Source organism: Arthrobacter sp. NPDC080031 (assembly GCF_040702485.1).
GTDB lineage: Bacteria > Actinomycetota > Actinomycetes > Actinomycetales > Micrococcaceae > Arthrobacter.
Genome location: NZ_JBFBLA010000029.1, coordinates 1 through 25,164, shown reverse-complemented (window position 1 = coordinate 25,164; position 25,164 = coordinate 1). Strand labels below are relative to the sequence as shown.

The window sequence follows — 25,164 nt, the reverse complement described above, 5'->3', positions numbered from 1 at the left end:
ACATGATCCTCTTGACCGGAACGGCCATGATGCTTTCAGCCATCCTGCTCTTCGGGGTGGCCGTGATCCTGCCGAAAACCCCGGAAGTTCCGGTGGATCGGAGACGGCCCTACCAAGTAGGCTCAGGTTCCCAACTGACACGCTTTGCTGGTTCTACCGCCGAGGTAGTTCATGGGGTCCTGACTAGGCGCAACGTCCGGCTTTTCAACCGTGAAGAACTGGAGAATGCCGGACTGAGAATGAGCCAAGCGGAATTCTTCATTCTCGTGATTGCCGGCGCATTCGTGGGTGCCTTGATCGGGCTCATTGTCGGCGGTCCGTTGGTGGCCTTTCTGTTCTTTATCCCGGCACCCTTCGTGGCGCGACTCTTCCTCGGTTCCCTGGCCGGCAAAAGGCGCGGGAAATTCGATGCTCAGCTCGGTGACACCCTCCAACTACTGTCCGGCGGCTTGCGGGCCGGGCACAGCATACTCCGTGCCATCGACGCCGCGGCCACTGAATCTGCCAGCCCCACGGCAGAGGAAATGCGCCGGATCATTACAGAGACGAGTCTTGGCCGCGATCTCGAGGAATCGCTTAACGATACGGCGGATCGAATGCGGAGCGAGGACTTTGTGTGGATAGCGCAAGCCATTCAAATCAACCGCGAGGTGGGAGGAAACCTTGCGGAGGTCCTGGACCAGGTCAACGAGACCATACGTGAACGCAGCGAGATCAAGGGGCATATCAAGTCCTTGGCCGCAGAGGGCAAGTTCTCGGGATACATCCTGATGGCGCTTCCCTTCGGCATCGTGACCATGCTCTTGGTTGTCAACCCCGGCTACATGAACGTGATGTTCACCCACCCGCTCGGTTGGGGAATGATTGTGCTGTCAGTCATTCTCATGACCATCGGCGGTCTCTGGATGCGCAAGATCATCGACTTGAAGTTTTGAGGTGACGCGTGAATCCCTCACTCCTTCTCTCACTGATGCTGGTTCCCCTGCCTATCGCCTACCTCGCTTGGTCATTCCTTTCGGTTGACCGCAAAGCCCAACGTGCCGTCCGGGTGCTATTGACAAGGGGTGAAACCATTGCCGACGCCGGTCCACAAAGTCGTGGCGGCGCACTCGAGTTCATCGGCTACCGCCTGACCCCTGGAAGCTACGTCCAGAAGCTGGATCGGCTGCTCTCAGTGGCCGGCCGTCCGCTGTCGCTCCCTTTGGGACGTGTCCTAGCGGCCAAGCCTTTCCTTGGATTGTGCGGCGCACTTTTTGGCTTTTTTATCAGTGCCAACAGCTCGAGCGGAATACTTAAGCTCGTGGGGATATTTGTCGTGTTGCTTGGTTACTTTATTCCGGACCTAATGCTGTACAGCAAAGGAAAGGAGCGTCAAAAGGCCATGCAATTGGAACTCGCAAATACAATGGATCAAATGCTGATCTCGGTCGAGGCAGGCCTTGGTTTTGAAGGTGCCATGGCCCGCGCGGGAGAAAATGGAAAGGGGCCGCTTGCGGAGGAGTTGGTGCGGACGCTGCAGGACATGCAGGTTGGACGGAGTCGCCGCGAGTCCTATTTGGCACTGGCAGAACGCACTAACGTGCCTGAGCTCCGAAGCTTCGTGCAGGCCGTAATTCAAGCGGATACCTACGGCATTGCCATCAGCCGGGTCTTGAGGGTCCAGGCGAAGGTGATGCGGGTGAAACGCCGACAGCGGGCCGAGGAGAAGGCGATGAAGCTTCCGGTGATGGTTCTCTTCCCGCTTCTGCTCTTTATCTTCCCCGTGCTGTTCATCGCCATCCTGGGGCCGGCTGTCATCAATGCCATAGCAACCTTCAGCGGAGGCTGAACCCAATATCGCATTGTCCGAATTGGGCGTACGCGATGAAAAGGGTTAAATCAAGAAAGGCCTAAGATTTCCTTAAGATAAGCATAAGTTCGGTTTTTCCGGAATTCAGAAAGTAGCATTGGGCTATGTTCAGTTTAGGTTCCAGCGAGGTCAACGAGGATTCGGATCCGAGCCATCCCGGCTCATCCGATGACTCGAGCGCGCCGCCCGCTGTCCCGCTTGCCGAACATCCCATACTGGACCTCGCGGAATTCCAACTCCTGGAAGATCAGGTGGACAATCCACTGATCGCGCGGACGTTTGCGGGCGACTTCGCGAAACTCTGGGCGAGGCGATACGAAATCCTGGCGACCGCCGTCGAGGGCGGTGACGTGGCGGCGGCCCTTAACGCGGTGCTAAGCCTCCGGACCTCGTCCACCATGGTTGGCGGTGTTCGCCTCGCGGTGCTCGCAGCGCAGTTGGAGGAACGCATTCGAAAAAGTGAATTGCGTGAGGCCCGGCCGCTGCTGAAGGAAGTTGCAGAATGCGGGTACCTGACGGTTCAGGAACTAAAGGACAGCTACGTACTCCGGAACGATTGACGTTCGTCGGCCGGGCTCGAAACGCTTAATCCGATCTTTTCGGCGTGAGTCGATACCCGACTCCTCGGACAGTCTGTAGAAAGCGCGGCGATTGTGGATCTTCGCGGAGTTTTCGGCGGAGGTTCCCGATGTGGGTCTCAACAGCCCGTTCGTCGGCGTCGCTGATGTACGCATCGTCGTCGTAGTAGTCACCGCGCGCCGCCCTAACAAGGTCTGCGCGCGTCCGCACTTCCCCATTGGCCCGGAGCAGGTCGAAGAGGAGATCGAATTCGCTTCGCGTCAAAGTCAGGGATGAACCTTGAAGCGTCACTGTGCGTGATTTGTAGTTCAGGGCCAGGCCATTGTGCTTGATCACCGATTGCTCGGCCGTGTCTGAACCGGCCCGGTAACCGCCCCCGGCCGCCACGGCGCGCGCCCCGCCCCCGGCCGGACCGCCGTCGTAACCGCCCCCGCGATCTTCCTCCGGCAACGCAAGCCTGCCTTCGGAGCGCGGCCGCCGCATCATGGCGGTGACGCGGGCCCTCAATTCGCGGGGCAGGAACGGCTTCTTGACGTAATCGTCTGCGCCGGTGAGAAAAGCCGTCAATGTGTCCGGCTCGTCGCGCCTGGCCGTCAGCATCACGACATATGCGTCGCTGAATTGCCGAATTCGCCGCAGGACCTCGTGGCCGTCCATGTCCGGAAGCCCGACGTCGAGCGTCACCACGGAGGCGTGGTGGTCCCTTACAACTTCGACGCCTTCGCGTCCGGTGGCGGCAGAATGCACCACAAATCCAGCTTCTTTGAGGATGGCGTCAACCAGATTTCGTACATCGTCGTCATCCTCAATGACTACAGCTACCCCAGGCTCGCTCATTGGACATCCTTGAGGGTGCACATCGCCGCACAGCCCAGCGCAATGCGGTAAATGCCACCCAAATACTCACGATACAAGCATTAAAGCCATCTGGCATCTAATATGTGGATTAAGCGCTGCCCCGAACTTCCAGATTGACCGTTCGAGGCGTCGTATTGTGGTTCCTTGGGGGAATAGTGGACTCCGGGCGCTTCCTTCGGGAATCGCGCGGAGCAATAATTGGTTCGCGAATCTCCAACGAAGGGTCTCGACTTTGAGTGAGCAGCCATTTTTCCGCGCGGCCGCCCGCTTCTTCAGAAAGCTCACGCCTCGCGCCCGGCTTGCAGTCTGTGAATTGCCACTAACCCTCATCATCGCGGGCTTGGCCATCGCGGCGCCCACTCTTTGGCCGGGGTTAGTCCAAAATTGGCTGTTCGTTACGGGAGTCCTGCTCCACGGCGTCCTGTTCCTGGGCTGCCTGCTGGTCCCGTGGGAGCGATTGGCGCCGAGCGCAGGCCTGGCAATCCCTATTTTGGATTTTGTTGCGCTCTGGTTCACACGGAACGGTGCCTTCAATGCGATTCCAGGACTCATCACATTGGGCATCTTTCCCGTGATCTGGCTGTCTGCCTCAGGCATGCTTTCCAGGACAAGCCTGGTCCTCAGCTTTGTGGGTCCTTTCCTCATCGCGGTTCCGCCAGTCGTTTCGCACTTGCCCCGTCCCAGCTCATCGGACATTTCTTCAGTGCTGCTTTTGCCCCTCATGATGTTCGCAATGGCAGTCTCCATTCGTTTGGCTGGCTCAAATGCCCGTCTCCAGCAACGACGGGTAAGCCAGAGGGATCAGGCCCTGCGGCAATTGTTGGCCGCCAGCAGGGAGCGGGAAACGCTGCTCAAGACAATCCTGGACACGATCGACGTCGGAATTGTCGCCGTCGATTCGAAGGGCGAAACCCTCCTGATCAACAACCAACAAAAGGCATTCCTACGGGTGGCAATGCCGGCGGAAGACTTGCGGGGGCCCGCGGAACAAGTCCCGCTGGTTTTCGGCCAGGACCGCCGGACGCCGGTACCGCCCGAAAAGGGCCCTGTTCGGAGGGCCATTCAGGGGGAGACATTTTCCGACTATCTCCTTTGGTTCGGCGCCGGTACCGAACAACGTGCCATATCTACGGCCGCGCGGGGTATGAAAAACGACACTGACGATGGCTTTGGTGGCGCGGTCATCGTTTTCAAGGACGTGACGGATGTTGTCGATGCCCTTGCGGCCAAGGACGAATTAGTTGCCAACGTTTCGCACGAATTCGGTTCGCCGCTGACATCGATCCTGGGCAACATCGATCTTGTGCTTCGTGGCTCCCACGAACTCCCACCAGCAACAAGGAGCGGATTGGAAGTTGCGGAGCGGAATGCCGAGCGGCTCCGGGCATTGGTGGACGACCTCCTCTTGTCAGCTGCGGCCGTGGATAGCGTGCATCTGCGGCGCACGGATTTGGCGGGGCTGGTTGAAAATAGCCTGGTTTCTGCTCGGGCGCAGGCCGACGCCGCCCACGTGGGCCTTGTCGCCGACGTCCCGGCGCCCCTGTGGGCGAACGCCGACCCCTTGAGGCTGGGACAGGCCCTGGACAATCTGGTATCGAACGCGATCAAGTATTCCCCTGGTGGCGGACTGGTGACGGTAAGGGCCGAGCGGAACGACGGATGGGTCCAGCTTGAAGTGAAGGACACGGGAATGGGCATGACCACGGACGAGTCGGCCAGGATTTTCACCCGGTTCTTCCGGACCAACGCTGCCCGTCAGGCCGCGATTCCAGGTGTCGGTCTTGGGCTGTCCATTACCAAGTCCATCGTGGAACGCCATGGCGGCAGCATCTCCTGCAGCAGCAAGCCTGGCAGTGGAAGCACCTTCACTGTGGCGCTGCCGGCTGGACCGCCCCAGGATCCTTCACGGACGGACGCGTCGGCACTGTATTAGGGCCGGTCCCATACTAAGGCGGCATCTCGACTGGGACGCTCGCTCACATATATAGCCAAATCCCAAGACGCTCGCTCACATATGTGTGAGCGAGCGTCGAGCGTCCGGCTGGCCGCTTATGCCGACGCCGACACTGGGGCGAGGGCCGGTCGCGGCGCCAGTTGCTTCCGCGCCCAGCGGGCCAGCTTCTTGCCTTTGCCCTTCCACCAGTTGTCCTCGTCCTTGTCGTGGTGCCAGCGGAAGATGATCATCACCATTACGAAAACGCCCATGGCCACGTCCGCCCAAGACAGCTGGATTGCCTTAGCCAGCACGCTGATGCCCATTACGAGAATCGACGGCACCGCCAGGGTCCTGAAAATGGTGCTGGCCACATAGCGCCGATGCGATCGTGGCACGGACATGGCACGGACCATGTCGAAACACATGCATACCACCACCATTGCCTGGCCCAAATCCATCAGGATCAGCCCGGGCAACGAACCTGCGAACGTGGCAGCGGATTCCATCCCGGCGCTCAACGGACTGCCTCCGTCGCTGCGGAACGCGAAAAGGACACAACAAGACTGCAGGAAACACACATACGGATTACCCCCAGAGACCAGGAACTGCATTTGAGACCAACTGAGTTCCATTGAAGCCGCTGGCTCTAGGGCCGGTCACGAGTAGCGGGTACTCTACTTTACGCGGCGGGCTACCTGCGCGGCGGGAGCGTTACCCGGTCCGGGAACCGGCCTCGGGGGTCCGTTAGCGCCCGACGGCGGCAGTGCCGTCTCGCCGTCGTTCCGCCTTTGCGTCGTTCCCCCCTCGGACGCTCGCTCACCTTTGGGGTGTTTTCCGCCGACGCTCGCTCACATGATCTGAGCGAGCGTCGGGGTAGTTGGCCTTATATGTGAGCGAGCGTCGCGGCTCGACCCCCTGAACGGTTCGTTAGTGCCCGACGGCGGCAGTGCCGTCGGGCTGTCGTTCCGCCTTTGCGTCGTGCCCACCCCGGACGCTCGCTCACCTTTGAGGCGTTTTCCGCCGACGCTCGCTCACCTTTGAGGCGTTTTCCGCCGACGCTCGCTCACATGATCTAAGCGAGCGTCGGGGCTTTTGGCCGTATATGTGAGCGAGCGTCCCGGCTCGACCCCCCTGAACGGTTCGTTAGTGCCCGACGGCGGCAGTGCCGTCGGGCTGTCGTTCCGCCTTTGCGTCGTTCCCACCCCGGACGCTCGCTCACATGATGTGAGCGAGCGTCGGGACGGTCGGCCTTATATGTGAGCGAGCGTCCCGGCAGTTGGCCTTATATGTGAGCGAGCGTTCCACGATATGGCGCAATACGTGAGCGAGCGTCGCTGTCCACCCCGCGCCGCACCGACCAACCCGGACGCTTGACGCATCTTGCGCCTTCCGCATATTCTGAACGAACGGTCGGTAAATATTTAGGAGCAACCATGGCATCGCAGAATCTGCAGTCTGTGCCCGCTGAGCTGTCCCCAGAAGAGCTTGAGCGGGAACAGGCCGGTCAGGCGTACTTTGACCGCATCATTTCCGAGGACTCGCGCATCGAACCCCGCGACTGGATGCCGGAGGCCTACCGCAAGACCCTGCTCCGCCAGATCTCGCAGCACGCGCACTCGGAGATCATCGGCATGCAGCCGGAAGCCAACTGGATCACCCGGGCTCCGAGCCTGAAGCGCAAGGCCATCCTCATGGCGAAGGTGCAGGACGAGGCAGGCCACGGCCTGTACCTCTACTCGGCCGCGGAAACCCTCGGCCAAAGCAGGGACAAGATGACCAGCGACTTGATCGCCGGCAAGGCCCGCTACTCGTCCATCTTCAATTACCCCGCGGTTTCCTGGGCGGACATGGGGGCGATCGGCTGGCTGGTGGACGGTGCCGCGATCTGCAACCAGGTTCCCCTATGCCGTGCTTCCTATGGCCCTTATGGACGCGCAATGGTGCGCATCTGCAAGGAAGAGTCGTTCCACCAGCGCCAGGGTTTCGAGATCCTCCTTGAACTCTCGAACGGCACGCCCGCCCAGAAGCAGATGGCCCAGGACGCAGTCAACCGCTGGTACGCGCCAGCACTGATGATGTTCGGGCCGCCGGACGACGACTCACCCAACTCCAAGCAGTCCATGGCCTGGAACATCAAGCGGTTCAGCAACGATGAGCTCCGCAGCCGCTTCGTCGGCATGATGGTGGAGCAGGTCAAGGTCCTCGGCCTCACGCTCCCGGACAAGGACATCCGTTTCAACGAAGAAACCAAGAAATGGGAGCACGGCCCCCTCGACTGGAACGAGTTCAAAAACGTTCTCGCCGGAAAGGGTCCCTGCAACGCGCAGCGGCTTGAGCGCCGCCGCGAAGCGCACGACGACGGCGCCTGGGTCCGCGAAGCGGCCGCCGAATACGCGCGCAAGCAAGCAGAAAAGGAACACGCAGCATGACAACTTCCCCGGCAACCCCCGCCACGCCAGAACCCAACGCAGCCAACGAAACCCACGAAACTCCTTGGAGCCTCTGGGAAGTCTTCGTCCGCTCCAGCCGCGGCCTGTCCCACGTCCACGCCGGATCCTTGCACGCACCTGACGCGGCAATGGCGCTGCGCAACGCCCGCGACCTGTACACGCGCCGCAACGAAGGCGTGTCCATCTGGGTGGTTCCGGCCGATGCCATTTCCTCGAGCGACCCGGATTCCAAGGGTTCCTTCTTCGAGTCTCCGCAGGGCAAGGACTACCGCCACGCGACGTACTACACCAAGAGCGAAGGCGTGAAGCACCTGTGACCGCCCCCGAAAACGAAACCAAAGACTTCGCCATCGAGGGCCACGGCGACATCTCCGTCGGCGTCAAGGGTGCAGGTGCTTCCGGAGACGGTTCGGCCAGCGCCACGCGCATCACCCCCGGAAACGCCTTGCGCCCCGAGGACATCGCCCTCGAAATCCGCAAGGGCCAAGTCAAGCCGAGCGAGGACGTCGCGGAATACGCTTTGCGCATCGGCGACGACGGCCTGATCCTCGCCCAGCGCCTCGGCCACTGGATCTCCCGCGCCCCCGAGCTCGAAGAAGACGTCGCCTTGGGCAACATCGCGCTCGACCAGCTGGGCCACGCCCGTTCCTTCCTCACCTATGCCGGTGCGGCGTGGGACAAGTCCGAGGACGATCTGGCGTACTTCCGCCGCGAGCACGAGTTCCGTTCGGCCCACCTGTTCGAGCAGCCGAATGGTGATTTCGCCGTCACCATCGCCCGGCAGTTCATCGTGAGCTACTACCAGTTCGAGCTCTACAAGCGGCTGACCGGATCCACGGATGCCACCATCGCGGCCATCGCGGCGAAGGCCGTCAAAGAGGTCGACTACCACCGCGACCACAGCGCCCAATGGGTCCTCAGGCTTGCCGGCGGCACGGAAGAGTCCCGCCGTCGTATTGTCCGGGCTTTCAAGCTCGTCTGGCCGTATGTGGAGGAACTCTTCGAAGACGACGAGCTCACGGCCCGCCTCGCGGAAAGCGGAGCAGGCGTTCAGCCCTCCAGCCTCCGCGCGGACTTCGACCAGCTCACGGGCGAGATCCTGAGCGAAGCCGGCCTCGACGAGGAACTGAATCTCGAGCGCATCCCGCAAGCCTCGGGTGGCGGCCGCCAGGGCAAGCATTCCGAGCACTTGGGTTACATGCTCGCCGAGATGCAGGTGCTTGCCCGCGAACATCCCGGTGCAAGCTGGTGACGGTGGTGGACATGTTCGTTCAGGACATAAGCGCCAGGACCAAGCAAAGCGCCGAGCAAAAGGCCTGGGGGATTGCGGCCACGGTCTGCGACCCGGAGATTCCCGTCCTCACCATTGAGGATCTGGGGATCCTCCGCAACGTCCAACTGTTCGACGACGGCGGGCTGGTCCCCGCCGTCCAGGTCACCATTACGCCGACCTACTCGGGCTGCCCCGCGATGGACGCCATCCGCGAGGACCTCAGGACCGCGTTCCACAAAGAGGGCTACCCGAGCGTATATGTCGAGCTCGTCCTGGCCCCGGCCTGGACCACGGACTGGATGACCGAGCACGGCAAGGCCAAGCTGCAGGAATACGGCATCGCGCCTCCAAGCGGCAGGGCAGCAGCCGGGGGACATGCCGGCAAAGTCCGGCTCAACCTCGCAGTGAAATGCCCCCAGTGTTCTTCGCTGAACACCAAGGAACTCACCCGCTTTGGTTCCACATCCTGCAAGGCGCTCTTCGTCTGCCAGGACTGCAAGGAACCGTTCGACTACTTCAAAGTCCTGTAAGGAATCCGACATGCCCGTTGTCCGCCAGACCGCAGCCGAACAAGCGCAGGCCACCGGCCGCCGTCGTGCGTCTTTTCATTCCCTCCGCGTTTCGGAAGTCCGCCGCCTGACTGAAGACGCCATCGAGGTCACCTTCGATGTTCCGGCGGAGCTCGCCGGCCAGTACGACTACCTTCCCGGCCAGTACGTGGCGCTGCGGACCACGCTTCCTGACGAGAACGGGGAGCCGCACGAGGTCCGCCGCAGCTACTCCATCTGCGCAGAGCCGCGCAGCTTCGCGGACGGCAGCAGCGAGATCCGCGTGGCCATCAAGAAGGACCTGGGCGGCATCTTCTCCACGTGGGCGAACGCGGAACTCAAGGCCGGCGACACGCTGGACGTCATGAGCCCCATGGGCGCGTTCATTTCCAAGCATGGCAAGGACGGCAAGACTGTCCAGCAGAATGTCATGAACTCCATGAACAATCCGCAGAACATGGCGGGTGAGTTCGGCGACGCCGGATCGTTCGTGGCCATCGCGGCCGGTTCGGGCATCACCCCGGTGATCGCGATCGCCCGCACGCTGCTGGCCGCGAACCCGGAGACCCGCTTCGACCTGATCTACGCCAACAAGGCCGCGATGGACGTCATGTTCCTCGAGGAACTGGCGGACCTGAAGGACAAGTACCCCTCGCGCTTGGCGCTGCACCATGTGTTGTCGCGTGAGCAGCGTATTGCGCCGCTCATGACGGGACGTATCGACGCCGAGAAGCTCCAACAACTGCTGAGCACCGCCATCCACGCGGAGGACGTGGACGAATGGTTCCTGTGCGGGCCGTTCGAGCTGGTCCAGCTGTGCCGGGACACCCTTGCTGCGCGTGGCGTTGCGCCCGAGCATGTGCGCTTTGAACTCTTCACCACCGGACGCCCGGACCGCCCCGAGGGAAATGCGGGACGGCCCGTAGTGGAGGACGAGTCGAAGGACACGTTCAAGATCACCTTCAAGCTGGATGGTTTGACCGGCGACGTCGCGAGCCCCACCCACGCACGGGAATCCATCCTCAACGCGGCTTTGCGCGTCCGCCCGGACGTTCCGTTCGCCTGTGCCGGCGGCGTGTGCGGCACGTGCCGCGCCAAACTGGTCTCTGGGACGGTCAGCATGGACGAGAACTACGCCTTGGAGCAGGATGAGTTGGACAAGGGCTACGTCCTGACGTGCCAGTCCCACCCCACCAGTGAATCTGTCACGGTCGATTTCGACGTCTAAGGAATATACGAATGATCGAGCTCTCCATCGCTAACGGCATCGCCGAAATTGTCCTCAATGCCCCGGAAAAGCTGAACTCCCTTGACGAGGCAGCGCTAGTGGAACTGGATTCAGCGTACGACGACGCCGCTGCCGCCGCCTCCCGCGGGATGGTGCGGGCGCTGCTCCTGCGCGGAGAGGGCCGCGCCTTCTGCGCGGGACGCGACATTGCCGGCGTGACGCCGGAGAACGACGACGCGAAGGCGTACTTGAACGGGCTCGTGGAGCCATTGCTCAAGAAGATGGCAGCCTTCCCCGCCCCGACGTTCGCCGCAGCGCATGGCGCGTGCCTCGGCGTCGGGCTCGGCCTGTTGCTCGCCACGGACGTGGTGTACGTGGCGGAGACCGCCAAGTTCGGTTCGCCGTTCGCCAAGCTGGGCGCCACCTTGGATTCGGGCGGGCACTGGTACTTCACGGAGCGGCTGGGCATGCACCGGACCTTGGACCTCATTTACACCGCGGACCTGATCAGCGGTGCCGAGGCCGTGGCCGAGGGAATGTTCAGCCGGGTCATGCCGGACGACGCCTTGCTGGAGGCCACCCGGATCATCGTCGCGCGGGTGGCGGCAGGTGCCACTGGTGCCTTCACGACCAGCAAGGAGCTCGTGGCCCATATCCGCGACAAGCGGCTTGGCTTGTGGGCCTCCATGGCTGAGGAGAACAAGGAACAAGCGCGACTCTGTAAGACCGAGGACTACGCCGAAGGTTTCCGGGCATTCCAAGAGAAGCGCGCACCGGTCTTCAAGGGGTAGCTTGTGTGGGGGGGTACTCGCCCAAATTCCAGCCGCGGATAACCCTGTCGTTTGATCTTGTCAGGGCACCTTCCCATACCTAGACTCTCTAGGTATGGGACGAAGTTCAGTGAACGGACAGCTTGACCTTTTGCTGCTTGGTTCGCTCGGTGCGGGCGAGGCGCACGGCTACGCGCTCATCGCGCGCGTTCACGAGCGGAGCGGTGCGCGGCTCGAGCTTCAGGAGGGCTCGGTCTACCCCGCGTTGCACAAGCTCGAGGCAGCCGGGTGCGTCTCGAGCCGTTGGGCGGACGACGCCGGCGGCCGCCGAAGAGTCTATGCGATCACCGGGGCCGGGCGCGCAGAGCTTGCCCGCATGGTGGAGGAATGGAAAGGCTTCTCGGCGGCGGTGCGGGGCGTTCTTGGGGCGGCGTCGTGAACGCGGGGAGCGGCGCCGGGGCCGAAGAGGGGCCCATCGATGCATACCTCGACGAACTCTTCGTGGCCGCGCGTGACGGCGACCCCGCTGCGGCGCGCAGACTCCTCGCTGAGACCGAGGCGCATCTGCGTGAAAGCGCCGCCCGGCTGCATGGGCAGGGCCTGGACCCGGAGGGCGCCGAGCGCGAGGCTGTCCGCCGCTTCGGACCGGTCGGCACCGTGACGCCGGTCCTGCGCCCGGCCCTTCGAGACGTCGCCCGGCTGCCGTTGCGCGCGTTTTTGCGCCCCTTGGTCGGCCTCACTGCTGTTGGCGCGATCGCCGTCGGCGTAAGCGGCGCCGTATCGGAGCTGTTCGGCCGGATCTGGGGCGCGGGCTTCGTGGCCGGCGATCTCCCCGGCGTCGCCTACACGGCCGCCAGGTGCGCGGTCCTTCAGGCACCCTATGCTGGCCTCGACTGTGCCCAGGCCGCCGCCGAGCACCACTGGGGCGAGGTCGTCGAATACCGGGTGGTCTTTGGTGTGCTGGGCCTTATCCTTCTGCTCGTATGGCGGCTCCTGCCCCGTGAAGCTCAGCTTCCGGCGGGGCTCGTCCCGTCGCTCGCAGCCGCGGCTTTCCTGCTCGCCGCCGCGGCGACCGGCGTACAGGCACTCAACGCCGCCGTCCAAGGCTGGCAGGGCACGGGGGCATGGCTGAGCGCCGTAGTAGTAGCCTTGCCGCTCGCCGTCGTGTTCGCGGTAGCCGCCCTGCGCAGGATACGGATGAAGCCCGCGGGTTCATAAGTCCGCACGGCGGCGGTGGACACCACCGAGCGGAGGGTGCGGACTTTTGTGCGGATTCCCCGAGACACTCTTCCGGGCCGACGAGTGAAGGAAAACAGTAGTTTAACCGCCGCCCTTGAGGACGCAGCCGAGAGATTCAAGCGGCCTGGACTTCCGTGAGATGGGCGTATTTGAGGGCCTTGGCGTGGTGTCGTAGTCGCCGTCGGTGGCGTTTGGAATGTGGTGCCGCGGTGTCGGGCGGGTCCGCGCCTTGTATCCCGGTTCCCGGCAGGGGTGGGGCTGTTGATTGGTAGGTGTGTCCGGTGGGGGTGCGGATGTCGAGGACGTGCCGTGTCCCGGGGCTTGTTTGTTCCGTACCGGTTCGTGCTGTCCGGGTTTGTGCTGTCCAGCCGGGGAGTTCTTTGGTGTGGTTGCAGGCTTCGCACAGGCCTGCCCCGTTGGCCAGGCTGGTGGTGCCGCCGTCCCGCCAGGGGATGATGTGGTCGAAGTGCCGGATGGGTGCGTCGCAGTAGGGTGTCCGGCAGGTCTCGTCCCGGGCCTGGATGAAGCGGCGCATGCCTGCCGGGAAGAGCCGCGCCTTCGAATCCGCGGCGACAAGCTCCCCGGTTCCGGGGGCGGTGTAGAGCCGCCGGAGCGAGACCTTGAGGTCCTGGTCCTGGGCGTGTTGGCCCGGTTCATTGCTGCTGCCGGGTCCTTCCGTGAGCAGTGTCCGGGCCCAGGCGGCGGGAACGATGCCGTAGCCGGGCAGGCGTGCCGGCTCGGCATCGCCCTGGAACAGGGTGCGGTCGGTCATGACCAGCTGCACCTCCACCGCGCTGATCCCGCCGGGGGTGCCGGTGGTGCGTTCGACGAGGGCATCGGCCATCATCTGGCCCCGGGACCGGGTTTCCCCGGTGGAGCGGAGGGTGTCGGCGTGCCGGGACAGGGCCGCGTGCACGGCCACGCCCTGGGCGACGGGGAGCAGCGCGGTCAGGTAGGTCATGGTGTCCGGTGCCGGGCGCAGGCTCACGTGCCGTTCCTCGGCGGCACGGGCTGCGCGCCGGGTGACGGAGCGGGGGTCGCGGCGGTAGGCCGCGGTCCGGGCCGCGGCGATGATGGTCTTGTCTCCGGCGCCGTCGAAGGCTCCGGTGTCGGCGGCGAGTTCTTCGTCCACGGCGCAGCGGTCTTCGGCGGACAGGCAGGCCGTTTCCTTCACCAGCAGGGTGGCGCGCCATTCGTTGAGCTGTCCGGTCTGGAGGGCGGCGAGGGTGTGCGGCATTTCGGTCACGAGGGCTTTGGCGAGTCCGTGGAGCCGGGAGCCGCGGGCGGGGGATTCCCGCCGGGCCAGGGCCACCTGCGCGGCGACCCCGCGTCCCCGCTCCTCGGCCGGGACACCCGCCGCCGCGTCGGCGCTGCGCTGGGCCGCATCGAACGCGACCGCGATCCGGGCTTGCGCGGCCGAGGCGGCGGACTTCAAATCCTCCAGGCCGCGCAAGAGGTTGATCAATTCGGCGCGGTCGGCCGGTTCGGTGCGGCCGGTAAGTTCGGTGCCGCCGTCCGGTGCCGCGGCGTTCGCGGGGCCTGGCCGAAGCGAGTGCACGGCATCGATCAGGTCCCGCACCTGGACGCCCCGCACCTGGACGCCGGTGACAGCGACGCCCGGGACAGCAACATCCGGACCCGCGCTGCCTGACGGCGCGCCCGATCCGATCAGCTGTGTTCCCCGGTTCCCATCCATAACCAAAGCATTCCAGAGGGGTACGACAGTAATAGGTCGAAGAACGACCTTCCGCCGAAAACAAGGAAAATTAGTGGAATTGGCACTCCGAGCGTGCCAGCAGACCGTCATGGTTACCCTGAAGGGGTGACTCGTACCCGTCGGCTGACCGTCGTCCTGATTTTGAACCTTGCGCTGGTGGCCGGGTTGCTTGTTGTGGGGATCTCGGCGAACTCGCTGGGAGTGCTCGCAGAAGGCGCGGACTACCTGGCCGATGCCGCAGCCATCGGGGTGTCCTTGTTCGCGGTCCGGGTGTCCAAGCTGGCGCCGACCCCTCAGCGTCCGCAGGGATATCCGATGGCCACCACGTGGGCCGCAGGGGTCAACGCCGGCTGGTTGCTCGTCTTGAGCCTCGCGATTCTGGTGGGCGCGGTTGGACGCCTCCTCACCGGTACCAGTGAGGTACACGGGCTGCCGGTGCTCATCGTCAGCGGGATTGCCGCCGTCGTGATGTTCGCGGGCGCCCTTATCCTCAGCGGTGACGGCAGCAACAAAGCCGGCGGCGATCTGAATATGCGCGCCGTCCTGCTAGATACCGCCGGCGATGCCGCCGCTGCGGCCGGAGTTGCAGTGGCAGGTGCCGTCATCTACGTGACGAAAGGCCTTTACTGGCTCGATCCTGTAGTCGCGGCGATCATTGCCGCGGTGGTGGGATATCACGCGGTCCGCTTGCTCATCGAGATCTTCCAGGCCCTGCGGGCCCATGTACCGGTGAGGGGTTAGCAGGCTTGGCGCTCGGAAAAAGACCGTGGCCGGTACTAAGTAAGCCGCTACTAAGTAATGTACGGGCCGAACTCAGCCTCAGGGTCGCGCCTTCTCGCCGGGAATAGCGCCCGTCTTGCTTCGTCAACGGCGATTGCGGGGATCAGTACGAGGCCCACGGCGATGGACAGCATGGTCCACCCTGCATCCTGCAGAACATCTTTCGGTGGCCGCTTGGGGGGTTCGGGCCGCCTTGGGCCTCCATGCATCAGAGTGATCATGGTTTGAGGGTAGGGACCAGGATCGCGCAGCGCTTGAGTGGCAACTACCTGAAAAGATGCGCCCGAAACCACCGGCTTACCTGTTTTTGCTCTAACGTAATGCCAAACCGATGCGGCGCCCGCGTGCGGACGAGCCTCAGCCTGTGGACTGAGGTGTCGGAGAGGCCTGTTGATTCCGCGTCTTGTGGATTCGGTATTCGCGGGCGGTGATCCAGACGATGAAGATGTCGAAGGCTGTCAGGAGGACAAGGCCCCAGGAGAAGGCGACGGCGATCCGGTAGCCCTGGTAAAGGATGAAGACCAGCAGGAACGCGATCATCCAGGGGTAGGCCCAGAGCTTGTCCTTCAGGACTGCCCAGACCAGGACGATTTTCACCAGGCCGTGAAGCAAGAGGTAGATGGCCCCGAACAGCGTCGCCGAACCTGAGAGGTTGGAGCTCAGGTGCACCAGGCTGTTGGCCAGGAAGTCGTGAGGATCCTGGGCGAGTTCGTGCTGGGTGAGGAACCGGACCAGATCGCCGATTTGCCGCGGCGTAACTACCAAAAGAAGGATGCCGCCGATCAGTTCCAGGACCCCGTCCAGGCCCTTCAGGATGAGGCTCACGCGAAATGTCCGGTCGAGCAAGGAAGTTCCAGCCGGTTTCGTTTTCATGACACTTCCCTTCGGTAGCTCAAGATACATTCTTTCTTATGTGGACACTGCGGGACCTCGCTGCGCCGGAACGTCCATTCCCGAAAGGAACTGTTTCCATGAACCGCACGGATGTAGACCATGCCTGATCCCGCAGGAGTTTTCGCAATTGAAACACATGGCCTGAGCAAGACCTTTGGCAGGCATACCGCCGTCGACGGCCTGAGCATGCGCGTGCCCGCGGGAGCCATCGCAGGTTTTATCGGTCCCAATGGAGCGGGCAAGACGACCACCATTCGCCTGCTCCTGGGGCTGGTGCGACCGGATGCGGGCAGCGCCACGGTTCTGGGCCACTCTCTTACCGAATTCGAGCGTTACCTGCCGCGCGTCGGGGCACTCGTGGAGGCGCCTGCGTTCTATCCGGGCCTCTCCGGGCGGACCAACCTGGAGGTGCTCGCCCGCCTTGGAGGCCATCCCGGTTCCCGCGTGAGCGAACTGCTGGAGGTGGTGGGACTCTCCGATCGGGCGCGTGATCGGGTCGGAACGTATTCGCTGGGCATGAAGCAACGCCTTGGGGTGGCGATGGCCCTGCTGCCCGATCCGGAGCTGCTCATTCTCGACGAGCCAGCGAACGGCCTCGATCCCCTCGGCATCATCGAGATGCGTGAGATGCTGCGCCGTTTGGCCGGCGAGGGGAAGACCATCCTGCTCAGCAGTCACTTGCTCGGCGAGTTGGAACAGCTCACCGACTGGCTGATCATGCTCAATCAGGGGAAGGCCCTGTTCTGCGGGCCGGCCCGGGAGCTGTTCGCTCAGCGCGTCGAACTAGTGGTCGAAGCCCAGGACGCGGTCCAGCTGGATCTGGCAGCCCGGATCGCGCGCGAGGCGGGCTATGCGGTCACGAGGGAGGATCAGGTCCTGCGCATCGCCTGTTCTGCCGGTTTTGCCGAGACCTTGAACCAGCAGGCCAAGGAAGCCGGCGCGCCGGACCTGACCATCCGAGTAAGGGAAGCCAGCCTCGAGCAGTTGTTCCTGGCTTTGCTGAGAGGAGACCGCTCATGATTTCCGTGATCCGCGCGTTTCGCAGCGAATTGCTCAAGTTCCGCCGCTGGAGTGTTTTGGCGGTCGCCGGGGTGTTGCTGGTGGTGAGCACCTTTATCGCATATCTGACGTTCCACCAGATCGCATCTGGAGCCACCGGCCGTGAGATGACCGGCCTGATTGCTGCGTTCCCCACACCTCAGGGATTGGTTTCGATCATTGGCCAGGCCCGTTCCCTGATCATTGCCATCGCGCTGGTCATGGTGACAGCCAATCTCGCCGCGGAATGGTCCCAAGGGACCGTGCGCAACCTGTTGGTCTGTGAGCCGCGCCGCCTGCGGTGGTTGGCGGGCAAAATGCTGGCGCTGGTGCTTTTTGTGCTGCTCTCGGTGCTGCTCACCCTGCTCATCAGCGGCACCTTCATCCTTGTGGTTGCTCAAGGCCAGGGGATTCAGACGGCGGCCTGGACGTCTCCGGAGGGGCTGCAGGTCTTCCTGGCGTTCCTAGGCAATGAGGTGCTGTGCCTCATCGGGGTGAGCACCTTGGGCATGCTCGTCGCAGTGCTCACTCGTTCGGTCGCGGCCGGTGTCGGGATCGCCCTGGCCTACATCCTGGTGGTCGAAGGCATCATCGCGGTGGTTTTGCCGCAGGTCACCCAGTGGTTCCCGGGCCGGGTGTTCAACACCATCGTGGGGACCGCCGTGCCACTGGTTGGCCCGGTACCTGCCCAAGGCTATCCGGCGGCCTTGGGCGCAGCGCTCCTGTGGATTGTCGGCTTCGTGGTGGTGACCGCCGTCGTGTTCCCCCGCCAGGACGTCAAGGCGTGACAGAGCGGAACACGCCCCGCGCGGGAGGTGAGCCTTCCGGCGTCGTCGGCAACGAGCGCCTGACCGCCCTGATCGGGGCTGTGGTGCTGGTGCTGTCGGTGGCCGAGATCGCCACTGTTCCGACTCTGGGCAGCCTGATCGTGGCGCACTTCTTCGTTGGCGTGCTCCTGGCCGGCCCGGTTGTGGCCAAGACCGCCAGCACCGGCTGGCGATTCATTCGCTACTACTCGCGGGATCCCGCCTATCGCCGCAAGGGTCCGCCGCGGCCGCTTCTGCGCGTGATCGCTCCGCTGCTCGCCGCCTCGACGCTCACACTGATCGGCAGCGGGATCGCGCTGGCCATCACCGGGCCTGCCCCCGAGATCCTGGTCCGGGTGCACGTTGTCAGCTTCTTGGTCTGGCTCGCCACCCTCGCCGTGCACGTCTTCGCGTACGTGAGGCGGGTACCCAGGCTCATAGCGGAGGACTGGCGCCCCCTCCGGCGGAAGCGCGAGGACGGGGCCGCACCGGAGCCGTCGGGACGCCGGATGCGGCTGGCGGTCAACATTGCGGTGCTCGTGCTGGCCGCGATCGCTGCGGTGCTGCTTCTGCCGACTGCCGCACCATGGGAGGGATGGCGTGGTCAGGCTGTGACCGGACCTGGGGTCCTCGCCGTCGCAGTGAGCATCGGGACCGCGGTCGCGGTGATGCTCAAGCGCCGCTAGAGGGGGAAGAAGGGCTGAACCACGACGGCGGTGAGGCTCGCCATTGGCGGCTGATGGTTTCCCGCGTCGTCGAGTCCATGACGCGGTTGGCCGAGTCCTCGCCACATGCGGCGCAAGTCCCGGCGCAAATCCGTCATCCTGATCGCGGCCACGGCGGTCACGGCCGCGGTGGCCCTGGCGGCCGCCGTCGCGATCACCTATGTGGGCGCGACGGCGGTTGCGGTCAACAACAACGTTCACCGCTCGGATGTCCTCAAGGATCTGAAAACGTTGCCCGCGGCGGTGCCGAAGCTGAGCCAGGACACGAACATCCTGGTGATGGGCCTGGACACAAGAGTTGACGAGAAGGGCAAGCCTCTTCCTCCGGAGATGTATGACGCTTTGCACGCGGGGGATGAGAATATCGGCGGTTACAACTCCAATGTCCTGATGCTCATCCACATTCCTGCGGACGGTTCCAAAGCCGCGGGCATCTCCATTCCCCGGGATGACTACGTCCAAGTCGACGGCATACCGGGAAGCGGCCCCTTCAAAGCGAAAATCAAAGAGGCTTACGGCTACGGATTCGCGGCGGAGAAGACCGCGTTGATCAACGCGGGAAAGCCCGACGACGACACGACATACCAGGCGGCCCGCGACGCCGGGCGCAAAGCCGAAATAGCTACCGTGACCAAGTTCCTGGGAAGCGTGCACATCGACCATTTCATCGAAGTCACCATGGCCGCGTTCTACCAGACGGCCCAGGCGATCGCACCCATCACCGTGTGCGTGAACAAGGCCACCCAGGACACTTTCTCCGGGGCCGACTTCAAAGCGGGCATGCAGCAGATCGACGCCAAACAGGCCATGGCCTTCGTGCGGCAGCGCCGTGACACCTCCGACCCGACGTACCTGTTTTCGGATCTGGACCGTGAACGCCGGCAGCAGGCTTTCATCGCTTCGGTCTCCCACCAGCTCAAGGACGCCGGGACTTTCACCGACATCGGGAAAATGCAGGGTGTCCTGGACGCGGTGAGCAAGAACATCGTGGTGGATTCGGAATTGAACCTGATCCAGCTTGCCCAGCAGGCCACCTCACTGACCGGGGGCAACATATCCTTCTCCACCCTGCCGATCACAGGCTTCGGAATGTCCCCGGATGGCGCCTCCATCAACACCGTGGACATCGCCCAGGTGCAGGCCACCGTTAAGGAACTCCTCACGCCGGTCCCGCCGACTCCTGCACCGACGCCGACGGCGACCCCGACGACGGCGGCCGCCTCGCCGCCGGCAACGGCACCTCCTGCAGCACCCGCGCCAGGGGCGGCAACTCAAGCACGAGCTACCCCTTCAGCACCTGCGGGCAACGTCTACGCGGATTCCACCGGGGCACTTCAGGGCGGCGCCATAGCCTGCGTGAAGTAGCGAGGGCAGTCCAGAGACTAGGGGGCTCTCTCCGATAGGCTCGGCGAATGAGCGAAAATACCCCGAGACTCGCTGGCTATCTGGACAAGCAACAGCCCGGACTTTATCAGGCACTATCCGGCTACGCGGAGCAGGTCACTGCGGAAGCGGACAGGACCGGGATCCCGCGTCGGACCCTGGAGTTGTTGAATTACCGGGCTTCGCAGATCAACGGATGCGCGTTCTGCCTGGATCTGCATCACCGCCGCGCTATCGCCTACGGAGAGACTGAGCAGCGGCTTTCATTGGTGTCGGTGCATGGCGAGGTAGGGCTTTTCAACGAGGCCGAACAGGTGGCCCTTGAGCTTGCCGAACAGATTACGCGCATGAGCACAGCCCGTCCTACCGCCGAGCTGTTTTCCCGTGCGAGGAAGGTCTACACCGAGGAGCAGATCAGCGTGCTCTGCATGGCGTGCATCGGCATCAACGCCTTCAACCGCTTGTCCATCCTGAGCGAGCATCCGGTGCGCAAGGCCCGTTCGTCGTCCTGAAGCGTGCGAAGTCGCAGGATTCCTCTTAGCGTCGAGGAGGCTCGGTGCTTGAATTCTTCCGCCTACTGCGCCACCACAGGTAAAGGCCCCAGCATCCGAGGCACAATACGATTACTGATGCAACTCCTCGCCACCAGACAAACGGTTGCCAAGAGGCGAAAAGGATTGCATAGGCAAAGAACGAAGCGCTTATCCAAGGATTCGGAATCTTGTTGGCCATAGGGCCACCTTTCGGATGTGAGTTCTTGGAAGTAAGCACACTACCAGCCGGCACAACCGGCGAGGTGAGCCCGATGCCCGACAGGGTACCGGCCAGAGCCCAGCCCCTCGTCAGTCCGCTTGCCGAAACGACGAGGTGAGGTCGGTGGAAATATGGACGCGGATGCTCTCCAAGGCCGGTATTGCCCTCACTTTTGCCACGAGGCGGGACGGACCAGCGAGGATACTGGAGTCCAAGTCGATGTTGGTAGCGAGGAACCAGGTTTCGTCTCGAGGCCAGAGATAACTCGGCGTGATCTCATTTCCGGCTGTCCAACCGAATTGAGGAAACGCCTTGAATGCCGCCCCGGCAAGGTCGCTTGAGGTGAAATTGTAGAGAAGATATTGGTTGCCCTGGATAGAGACTGTTTCGCCATTTTGGATGGCTTTCCACGACGACCGATCTTCCAGGAGAGGTTCCCACCCTGTCCAGAAGGCGGCCAGGAATTCGCCGGCCGTTGAAGCCACTAGCACGTCCGCGAGAGCGCTGAATCCTCTGGAATCGAGTCGCCCCTCTTCGGGAGGGAGCACGGCACCTACTCTGGACACTATGGTTGGTTCTCCGTAGACGCCTGACAAGTCGGCCCAAATTGTCCTAGGCTCCAACTTCAGGCCTTGCGAGGAAGCCACCTTGGTCCAAGTGACTTGTGGTCCGGGTTCAGTGCCGGGGCCCGGTGCGGATGCGCTGTGAGCCCTGTGAAGGATGCGCAAGTACGACTCGAAGCCCGCGGGGACGATGCCTTTGACTCTCGCGGAATCATCGAGTCGTGCTTGCCACTTCACCAGATTGTGGTCAGTCTCGGATCTCACTGGGCATCTATCTTTCCGATTTCCACTCACGGGTACGTAGGAACGAACAGGGCTGCCCAAATCATCAGTAGTCCGCCTATCCAGCCGACCACCGCGAAGCTCCCTCCGACGGCTGCGAATGCGAAGCACGCCGGAGCCGCCAGCATCGGTAACATGAAGATTCTGTTTGCTGCCATGAATTGACCCCTACTTTCACTCGGGGATTGACCAAGGCGCGTGAACACGACCCTTCGTGGGCCATCGATGCTTTGCGTGCCGTAGGATCCAAATATTCTTGAATATCTGCGACGACGCGATGAGTTGCACTGTTCCTCATTGAATTAGGATCGGCGCCGGTCCTGTGCTGATCATAACCAGCCGTTTCCACCTTTTGGTATGGGTTTCCGCAGAATTGAGTGCCAAATCTGACTAATTGAGTACCAAAGCTGAGCAAACTGAGTGGTGCGCAGACTGCTCACTGTGAGTAAGCGTGCTTCGCCTGGGAGCGTACGTATTCACCCGGCATGACGGAGGAGCAGATCAGCGTGCTGTGCATGGCGTGCATCGGTATCAACGCGTTCAACCGCTTGTCCATCCTGAGCGAGCACCCGGTGCGCAGGGCCCGTTCGTCGTCGTGAAGCGTGCGACGTCGGCCGCCCCGGGGGTCAGCGTGCTTTGAAATTCACTTAAGGAAGGTTGCGTTGAAGGAGTCCAGGTCGACCACGACTCCGTTGAGGCTCTGGTTGAATTTCTGCTGGACACCGATGCGCATCGTGGTTGGCGTATTCCAGCCTCCGTATTGAACCGGGGTCGGGGAAAGGTAGTTGGCCGTCCACCTGTTGTAGTTGATGTTGCGGGTGTCGGTATCCCAGAGCGGGACGTCAGAGAACGCCGTGGTGTTGTTCATCAATTGCGGCCACATGCCGGACCCGGAGTAGATCACGGGCCGAACACCCATGCCCTTTACGCCGTCGACCATGGCGCGGGTAATTTGAGGGCCGCCCGTTTCGGCGTCAAGGGCGAAGAACTGCAGCTGGGACGCGTACGGGCCGGCCGCGTTGATCCCGCCTTGCCAGCAGTTGGGGTCCCGCGTGTATACAGCGATTTTCAGACCAGCGTCGAGGGCCATTTTCAGCTGGGTCTGGGTCCGGGACCAAGTGTCGCAGGTTCCCCATGCGGTCGAGTGCATGACATACAGCCGGAATCCGGCCTGATAGGCCTTCCTGAACCAGTTGGGGTCCGTAATGGTGTTTGCAGTATCGAGGACTTTCACGGAAGGGTCCGCCGCATTTGCGGCGGGGGCAGAAGCAAGGCCGAGGACGATCAATAGGGCTGTTAAGGCGGCGATGGCGTTTCTGGCTGTGGTCTTGCTGTTCAAGGGGTGCTCCTAGCGCAGGCTTGAATGAGTGCGGCGCGATGATGTTGCGCAGGTCCCGAGCCCAGCCCCCGGGTAGACGACGACGCGTCTTGCATCTGGTGTGATGCGAACCCCTAGGCTATGCCGGGGTTCCTGCGGGTGGCAAGCACTGGCGGACATATTTTGCGGTGCCTGTTCTCCCGCGCCGCGCGCATTAGTACGGCTGCTACCTAAATCCACTGTTGTCCGTCCAAGTTCCCCCCGAGCTCAGGTCTTGGCCACTCCGGGCGCCTTCAACCGCTTGTCCATCCTGAGAGAGCACCCGGTGCGCAGGGCCCGGAGTTGACGACTTCTTGCCCGGAAGGCAAGAAATCTTGCCTCAGGGATTAGCCTTTTTGAAAATCCATTCGTAGGATTTGCCCTATGTCTATGGGGAGATTAGTTCGCAAAGCGGTTATTCCGGCAGCCGGATTGGGCACGCGCTTCTTGCCTGCCACCAAGGCGATGCCGAAGGAAATGTTGCCCGTGGTGGATCAACCGGCAATCCAATATGTGGTTGAGGAGGCCGTGAAAGCGGGCCTCAGCGACGTGCTGATGATTACAGGCCGCAACAAGCGTGCTCTTGAAGACCATTTCGACCGGGCACCGGATCTCGAACGCTCTTTGGAGCTGAAGGGCGACGAAACCCGCTTGGACGCCGTGCAGCATGCCTCCGAGCTTGGGCCAATCCACTATGTCCGGCAGGGCGAACCGAAGGGCTTGGGCCATGCCGTGCTGTGCGCCAAGCAGCATGTCGGTGACGAGCCGTTTGCTGTGCTCTTGGGGGACGACCTAATTGACGAGAGCGAGGAGCTCCTGTCAACCATGATCGACGTTCAAGCGAAGACCGGCGGCTCGGTGATTGCTCTCATCGAGGTGGAGCCGTCGCAGATCAGCGCGTATGGCTGCGCCGACATTACGACCATCGCGGGGCAGGACTACGTCCAGGTCAACAGCCTCGTGGAGAAGCCTTCTGTTGAAGAAGCGCCATCAAACTTGGCTGTCATTGGACGCTATGTCCTTCACCCGGCAGTGTTCGATGTGCTCGAGGAGACCGGGCCCGGCCGCGGCGGCGAGATCCAGCTGACCGACGCCCTCCAGACCCTCGCAAAAGGCGAAGGCGAAGGCACGGGCGTCTACGGGGTCATCTTCCGTGGACGCCGCTACGACACCGGGGACAAGCTCAGCTACTTGAAGGCCGTCATCATGCTGGCGTCCGAGCGGGCCGAGTTCGGCGAAGACCTCAAAACCTGGATGAAGGAATTCCTCGGCTAGGACGGCTGTGGTCTTCATCCGGAGGGTGCGGACGGCCTCCGACACGACAGCCGTGTAGATCGCCGAGTATGCGTGGGCGTCAGCGGATCGTCGAGAATGTCGGGTCGGCAGATCCGGAGGCCGAACTCGGCGTGCTGTTTTGGCCTACCCGTGAGCTGCTTAGGGCCCAGCTCGTCGGCATGGACCTTCTTAGGTCTCGATTAGAAGCCGGATGCTAGATTGTGTCGAGCGTCGGCTTTAGCCCACGTTCAATTCTTTTATTTGGGGGGCCCATGCGTGTCTGGAAGTCGAAGACGAGTGCATCGTTCATTGCCATACTGAGCGTGCTCTTCTTGGTCCTGCAGTTAGGTGGGGCAGGGCCCGCCTCTGCTGTTTCGGATACTGCGCCGCCGGTGCTGGCGAGCTCGTCAGTGACTCCTACCTCCGTTGACATCAGCTCCACCCCAGGGACCGTGACGGTATCCGCGCACATAACCGACGCGACCGGCGCGACCGTTCCCACGGCCGACATGAAAAACGTCGGAACCACTCAAACCCTCGGCTTCGGAGCGCTGTCCCTGATCTCCGGCACCGCCCAAGATGGCACGTGGGGCACGACGATGAACGTCCCTGTGGGATCAGCGTCGGGCCAATGGGACGTGCGGCTCTACCCATTGAGCGACACTCTGGGAAACAAAACCAACACCTTCCAGACGCTCCAAACCATCACAGTCACCGGACCACTTACGGATACTGCGCCGCCGGTGCTGGCGAGCGCGTCAGTGAGTCCTACCTCCGTTGACATCAGCTCCACCCCAGGGACCGTGACGGTATCCGCGCACATAACCGACGCGACCGGCGCGACCGTTCCCACGGCCGACA

At 62.8% G+C, this 25,164-nt stretch carries 25 protein-coding genes and 1 pseudogene; 20 read left to right on the top strand and 6 right to left on the bottom strand.

The window, feature by feature from the left end; all coding sequences use genetic code 11:
• Positions 1-2: 2 nt before the first annotated feature.
• From AB0323_RS20050 to AB0323_RS20040, 3 genes are all read left to right on the top strand, one after another.
• The gene (locus AB0323_RS20050; protein WP_366178891.1) at positions 3-935 is read left to right on the top strand and encodes a type II secretion system F family protein; all 933 of its coding nucleotides are present in this window, start codon (positions 3-5) and stop codon (positions 933-935) included.
• Positions 936-943: 8 nt separating this feature from the next.
• Positions 944-1,828, top strand: coding sequence for a type II secretion system F family protein (locus tag AB0323_RS20045; protein ID WP_366178890.1), 885 nt, complete (start codon positions 944-946; stop codon positions 1,826-1,828).
• 125 nt (positions 1,829-1,953) lie between these two features.
• The gene (locus AB0323_RS20040) at positions 1,954-2,409 is read left to right on the top strand and encodes an Hpt domain-containing protein (RefSeq protein WP_366178889.1); all 456 of its coding nucleotides are present in this window, start codon (positions 1,954-1,956) and stop codon (positions 2,407-2,409) included.
• A gap of 25 nt (positions 2,410-2,434) precedes the next feature.
• Here AB0323_RS20040 and AB0323_RS20035 read toward each other — a convergent pair whose 3' ends face one another.
• Positions 2,435-3,265 carry a response regulator transcription factor gene (locus AB0323_RS20035; protein ID WP_366178888.1) on the bottom strand — a complete coding sequence of 277 codons (831 nt, stop codon included), beginning with the start codon at positions 3,263-3,265 and terminating at the stop codon, positions 2,435-2,437.
• Positions 3,266-3,518: 253 nt separating this feature from the next.
• Here AB0323_RS20035 and AB0323_RS20030 point away from each other — a divergent pair, with 253 nt between their 5' ends.
• Positions 3,519-5,219 carry a HAMP domain-containing sensor histidine kinase gene (locus AB0323_RS20030; RefSeq protein ID WP_366178887.1) on the top strand — a complete coding sequence of 567 codons (1,701 nt, stop codon included), beginning with the start codon at positions 3,519-3,521 and terminating at the stop codon, positions 5,217-5,219.
• A 116-nt stretch (positions 5,220-5,335) separates the two neighbouring features.
• Here the strand turns inward: AB0323_RS20030 and AB0323_RS20025 are convergent, their stop codons facing one another.
• A complete protein-coding gene (locus tag AB0323_RS20025) occupies positions 5,336-5,728 on the bottom strand; it encodes a hypothetical protein (RefSeq protein WP_366178921.1) in 393 nt (130 codons plus the stop codon).
• Between the two features lie 927 nt (positions 5,729-6,655).
• On the opposite strand from AB0323_RS20025, the gene paaA reads away from it, so the two are divergent.
• The 8 genes from paaA (at position 6,656) to AB0323_RS19985 (ending at position 12,709) form a co-directional block, all read left to right on the top strand.
• The gene (gene paaA, locus AB0323_RS20020) at positions 6,656-7,651 is read left to right on the top strand and encodes a 1,2-phenylacetyl-CoA epoxidase subunit PaaA (RefSeq protein ID WP_366178886.1); all 996 of its coding nucleotides are present in this window, start codon (positions 6,656-6,658) and stop codon (positions 7,649-7,651) included.
• Positions 7,648-7,989, top strand: a complete 342-nt coding sequence (gene paaB / locus AB0323_RS20015; protein ID WP_366178885.1) for a 1,2-phenylacetyl-CoA epoxidase subunit PaaB — start codon at positions 7,648-7,650, stop codon at positions 7,987-7,989. Before paaA ends, paaB begins: the two co-directional genes overlap by 4 nt.
• A complete protein-coding gene (gene paaC / locus AB0323_RS20010; RefSeq protein ID WP_366178884.1) occupies positions 7,986-8,924 on the top strand; it encodes a 1,2-phenylacetyl-CoA epoxidase subunit PaaC in 939 nt (312 codons plus the stop codon). The genes paaB and paaC overlap by 4 nt, the downstream gene beginning before the upstream one ends.
• 11 nt (positions 8,925-8,935) lie before the next feature.
• Positions 8,936-9,475 carry a 1,2-phenylacetyl-CoA epoxidase subunit PaaD gene (gene paaD / locus AB0323_RS20005; RefSeq protein ID WP_366178883.1) on the top strand — a complete coding sequence of 180 codons (540 nt, stop codon included), beginning with the start codon at positions 8,936-8,938 and terminating at the stop codon, positions 9,473-9,475.
• Between the two features lie 10 nt (positions 9,476-9,485).
• Positions 9,486-10,721 carry a 1,2-phenylacetyl-CoA epoxidase subunit PaaE gene (gene paaE, locus AB0323_RS20000; protein ID WP_366178882.1) on the top strand — a complete coding sequence of 412 codons (1,236 nt, stop codon included), beginning with the start codon at positions 9,486-9,488 and terminating at the stop codon, positions 10,719-10,721.
• Between the two features lie 11 nt (positions 10,722-10,732).
• Entirely contained in the window at positions 10,733-11,512 is a 780-nt protein-coding gene (locus AB0323_RS19995) for an enoyl-CoA hydratase-related protein (RefSeq protein ID WP_366178881.1), read from the top strand.
• Between the two features lie 94 nt (positions 11,513-11,606).
• Complete coding sequence (locus tag AB0323_RS19990) at positions 11,607-11,930, top strand: helix-turn-helix transcriptional regulator (protein ID WP_366178880.1); 324 nt, start codon at positions 11,607-11,609, stop codon at positions 11,928-11,930.
• A complete protein-coding gene (locus AB0323_RS19985) occupies positions 11,879-12,709 on the top strand; it encodes a permease prefix domain 1-containing protein (RefSeq protein ID WP_366178879.1) in 831 nt (276 codons plus the stop codon). Before AB0323_RS19990 ends, AB0323_RS19985 begins: the two co-directional genes overlap by 52 nt.
• Before the next feature lie 136 nt (positions 12,710-12,845).
• Here the strand turns inward: AB0323_RS19985 and AB0323_RS19980 are convergent, their stop codons facing one another.
• Positions 12,846-14,426: a DUF222 domain-containing protein gene (locus AB0323_RS19980; protein ID WP_366178878.1), complete on the bottom strand. Its 1,581-nt coding sequence runs from the start codon at positions 14,424-14,426 to the stop codon at positions 12,846-12,848.
• Positions 14,427-14,552: 126 nt separating this feature from the next.
• On the opposite strand from AB0323_RS19980, the gene AB0323_RS19975 reads away from it, so the two are divergent.
• Positions 14,553-15,188: a cation diffusion facilitator family transporter gene (locus AB0323_RS19975; RefSeq protein WP_366178877.1), complete on the top strand. Its 636-nt coding sequence runs from the start codon at positions 14,553-14,555 to the stop codon at positions 15,186-15,188.
• Positions 15,189-15,584: 396 nt separating this feature from the next.
• Here AB0323_RS19975 and AB0323_RS19970 read toward each other — a convergent pair whose 3' ends face one another.
• Positions 15,585-16,100: a DUF2127 domain-containing protein gene (locus AB0323_RS19970; protein ID WP_366178876.1), complete on the bottom strand. Its 516-nt coding sequence runs from the start codon at positions 16,098-16,100 to the stop codon at positions 15,585-15,587.
• A 120-nt stretch (positions 16,101-16,220) separates the two neighbouring features.
• Here AB0323_RS19970 and AB0323_RS19965 point away from each other — a divergent pair, with 120 nt between their 5' ends.
• The 5 genes from AB0323_RS19965 to AB0323_RS19945 all read left to right on the top strand — a co-directional run bounded on the left by AB0323_RS19965 (position 16,221) and on the right by AB0323_RS19945 (position 20,585).
• The gene (locus tag AB0323_RS19965; RefSeq protein WP_366178875.1) at positions 16,221-17,141 is read left to right on the top strand and encodes an ABC transporter ATP-binding protein; all 921 of its coding nucleotides are present in this window, start codon (positions 16,221-16,223) and stop codon (positions 17,139-17,141) included.
• Positions 17,138-17,947, top strand: a complete 810-nt coding sequence (locus AB0323_RS19960; protein ID WP_366178874.1) for an ABC transporter permease — start codon at positions 17,138-17,140, stop codon at positions 17,945-17,947. The genes AB0323_RS19965 and AB0323_RS19960 overlap by 4 nt, the downstream gene beginning before the upstream one ends.
• Positions 17,944-18,651 (top strand): hypothetical protein, encoded by a 708-nt coding sequence (locus AB0323_RS19955; RefSeq protein ID WP_366178873.1) that lies wholly within the window; start codon positions 17,944-17,946, stop codon positions 18,649-18,651. The genes AB0323_RS19960 and AB0323_RS19955 overlap by 4 nt, the downstream gene beginning before the upstream one ends.
• Before the next feature lie 105 nt (positions 18,652-18,756).
• Complete coding sequence (locus tag AB0323_RS19950) at positions 18,757-20,055, top strand: LCP family protein (RefSeq protein WP_366178872.1); 1,299 nt, start codon at positions 18,757-18,759, stop codon at positions 20,053-20,055.
• A gap of 47 nt (positions 20,056-20,102) precedes the next feature.
• Positions 20,103-20,585: a carboxymuconolactone decarboxylase family protein gene (locus tag AB0323_RS19945; RefSeq protein WP_366178871.1), complete on the top strand. Its 483-nt coding sequence runs from the start codon at positions 20,103-20,105 to the stop codon at positions 20,583-20,585.
• 330 nt (positions 20,586-20,915) lie between these two features.
• Here AB0323_RS19945 and AB0323_RS19940 read toward each other — a convergent pair whose 3' ends face one another.
• Positions 20,916-21,311, bottom strand: a complete 396-nt coding sequence (locus AB0323_RS19940; RefSeq protein ID WP_366178870.1) for a hypothetical protein — start codon at positions 21,309-21,311, stop codon at positions 20,916-20,918.
• A 1,003-nt stretch (positions 21,312-22,314) separates the two neighbouring features.
• Positions 22,315-23,010 carry a hypothetical protein gene (locus tag AB0323_RS19935; protein ID WP_366178869.1) on the bottom strand — a complete coding sequence of 232 codons (696 nt, stop codon included), beginning with the start codon at positions 23,008-23,010 and terminating at the stop codon, positions 22,315-22,317.
• A 402-nt stretch (positions 23,011-23,412) separates the two neighbouring features.
• Between AB0323_RS19935 and galU the strand changes: the two genes are divergently transcribed.
• Positions 23,413-24,303: a UTP--glucose-1-phosphate uridylyltransferase GalU gene (galU, locus tag AB0323_RS19930; RefSeq protein WP_366178868.1), complete on the top strand. Its 891-nt coding sequence runs from the start codon at positions 23,413-23,415 to the stop codon at positions 24,301-24,303.
• Between the two features lie 272 nt (positions 24,304-24,575).
• Positions 24,576-25,164, top strand: a pseudogene (locus AB0323_RS19925) (hypothetical protein); the annotation flags it as partial.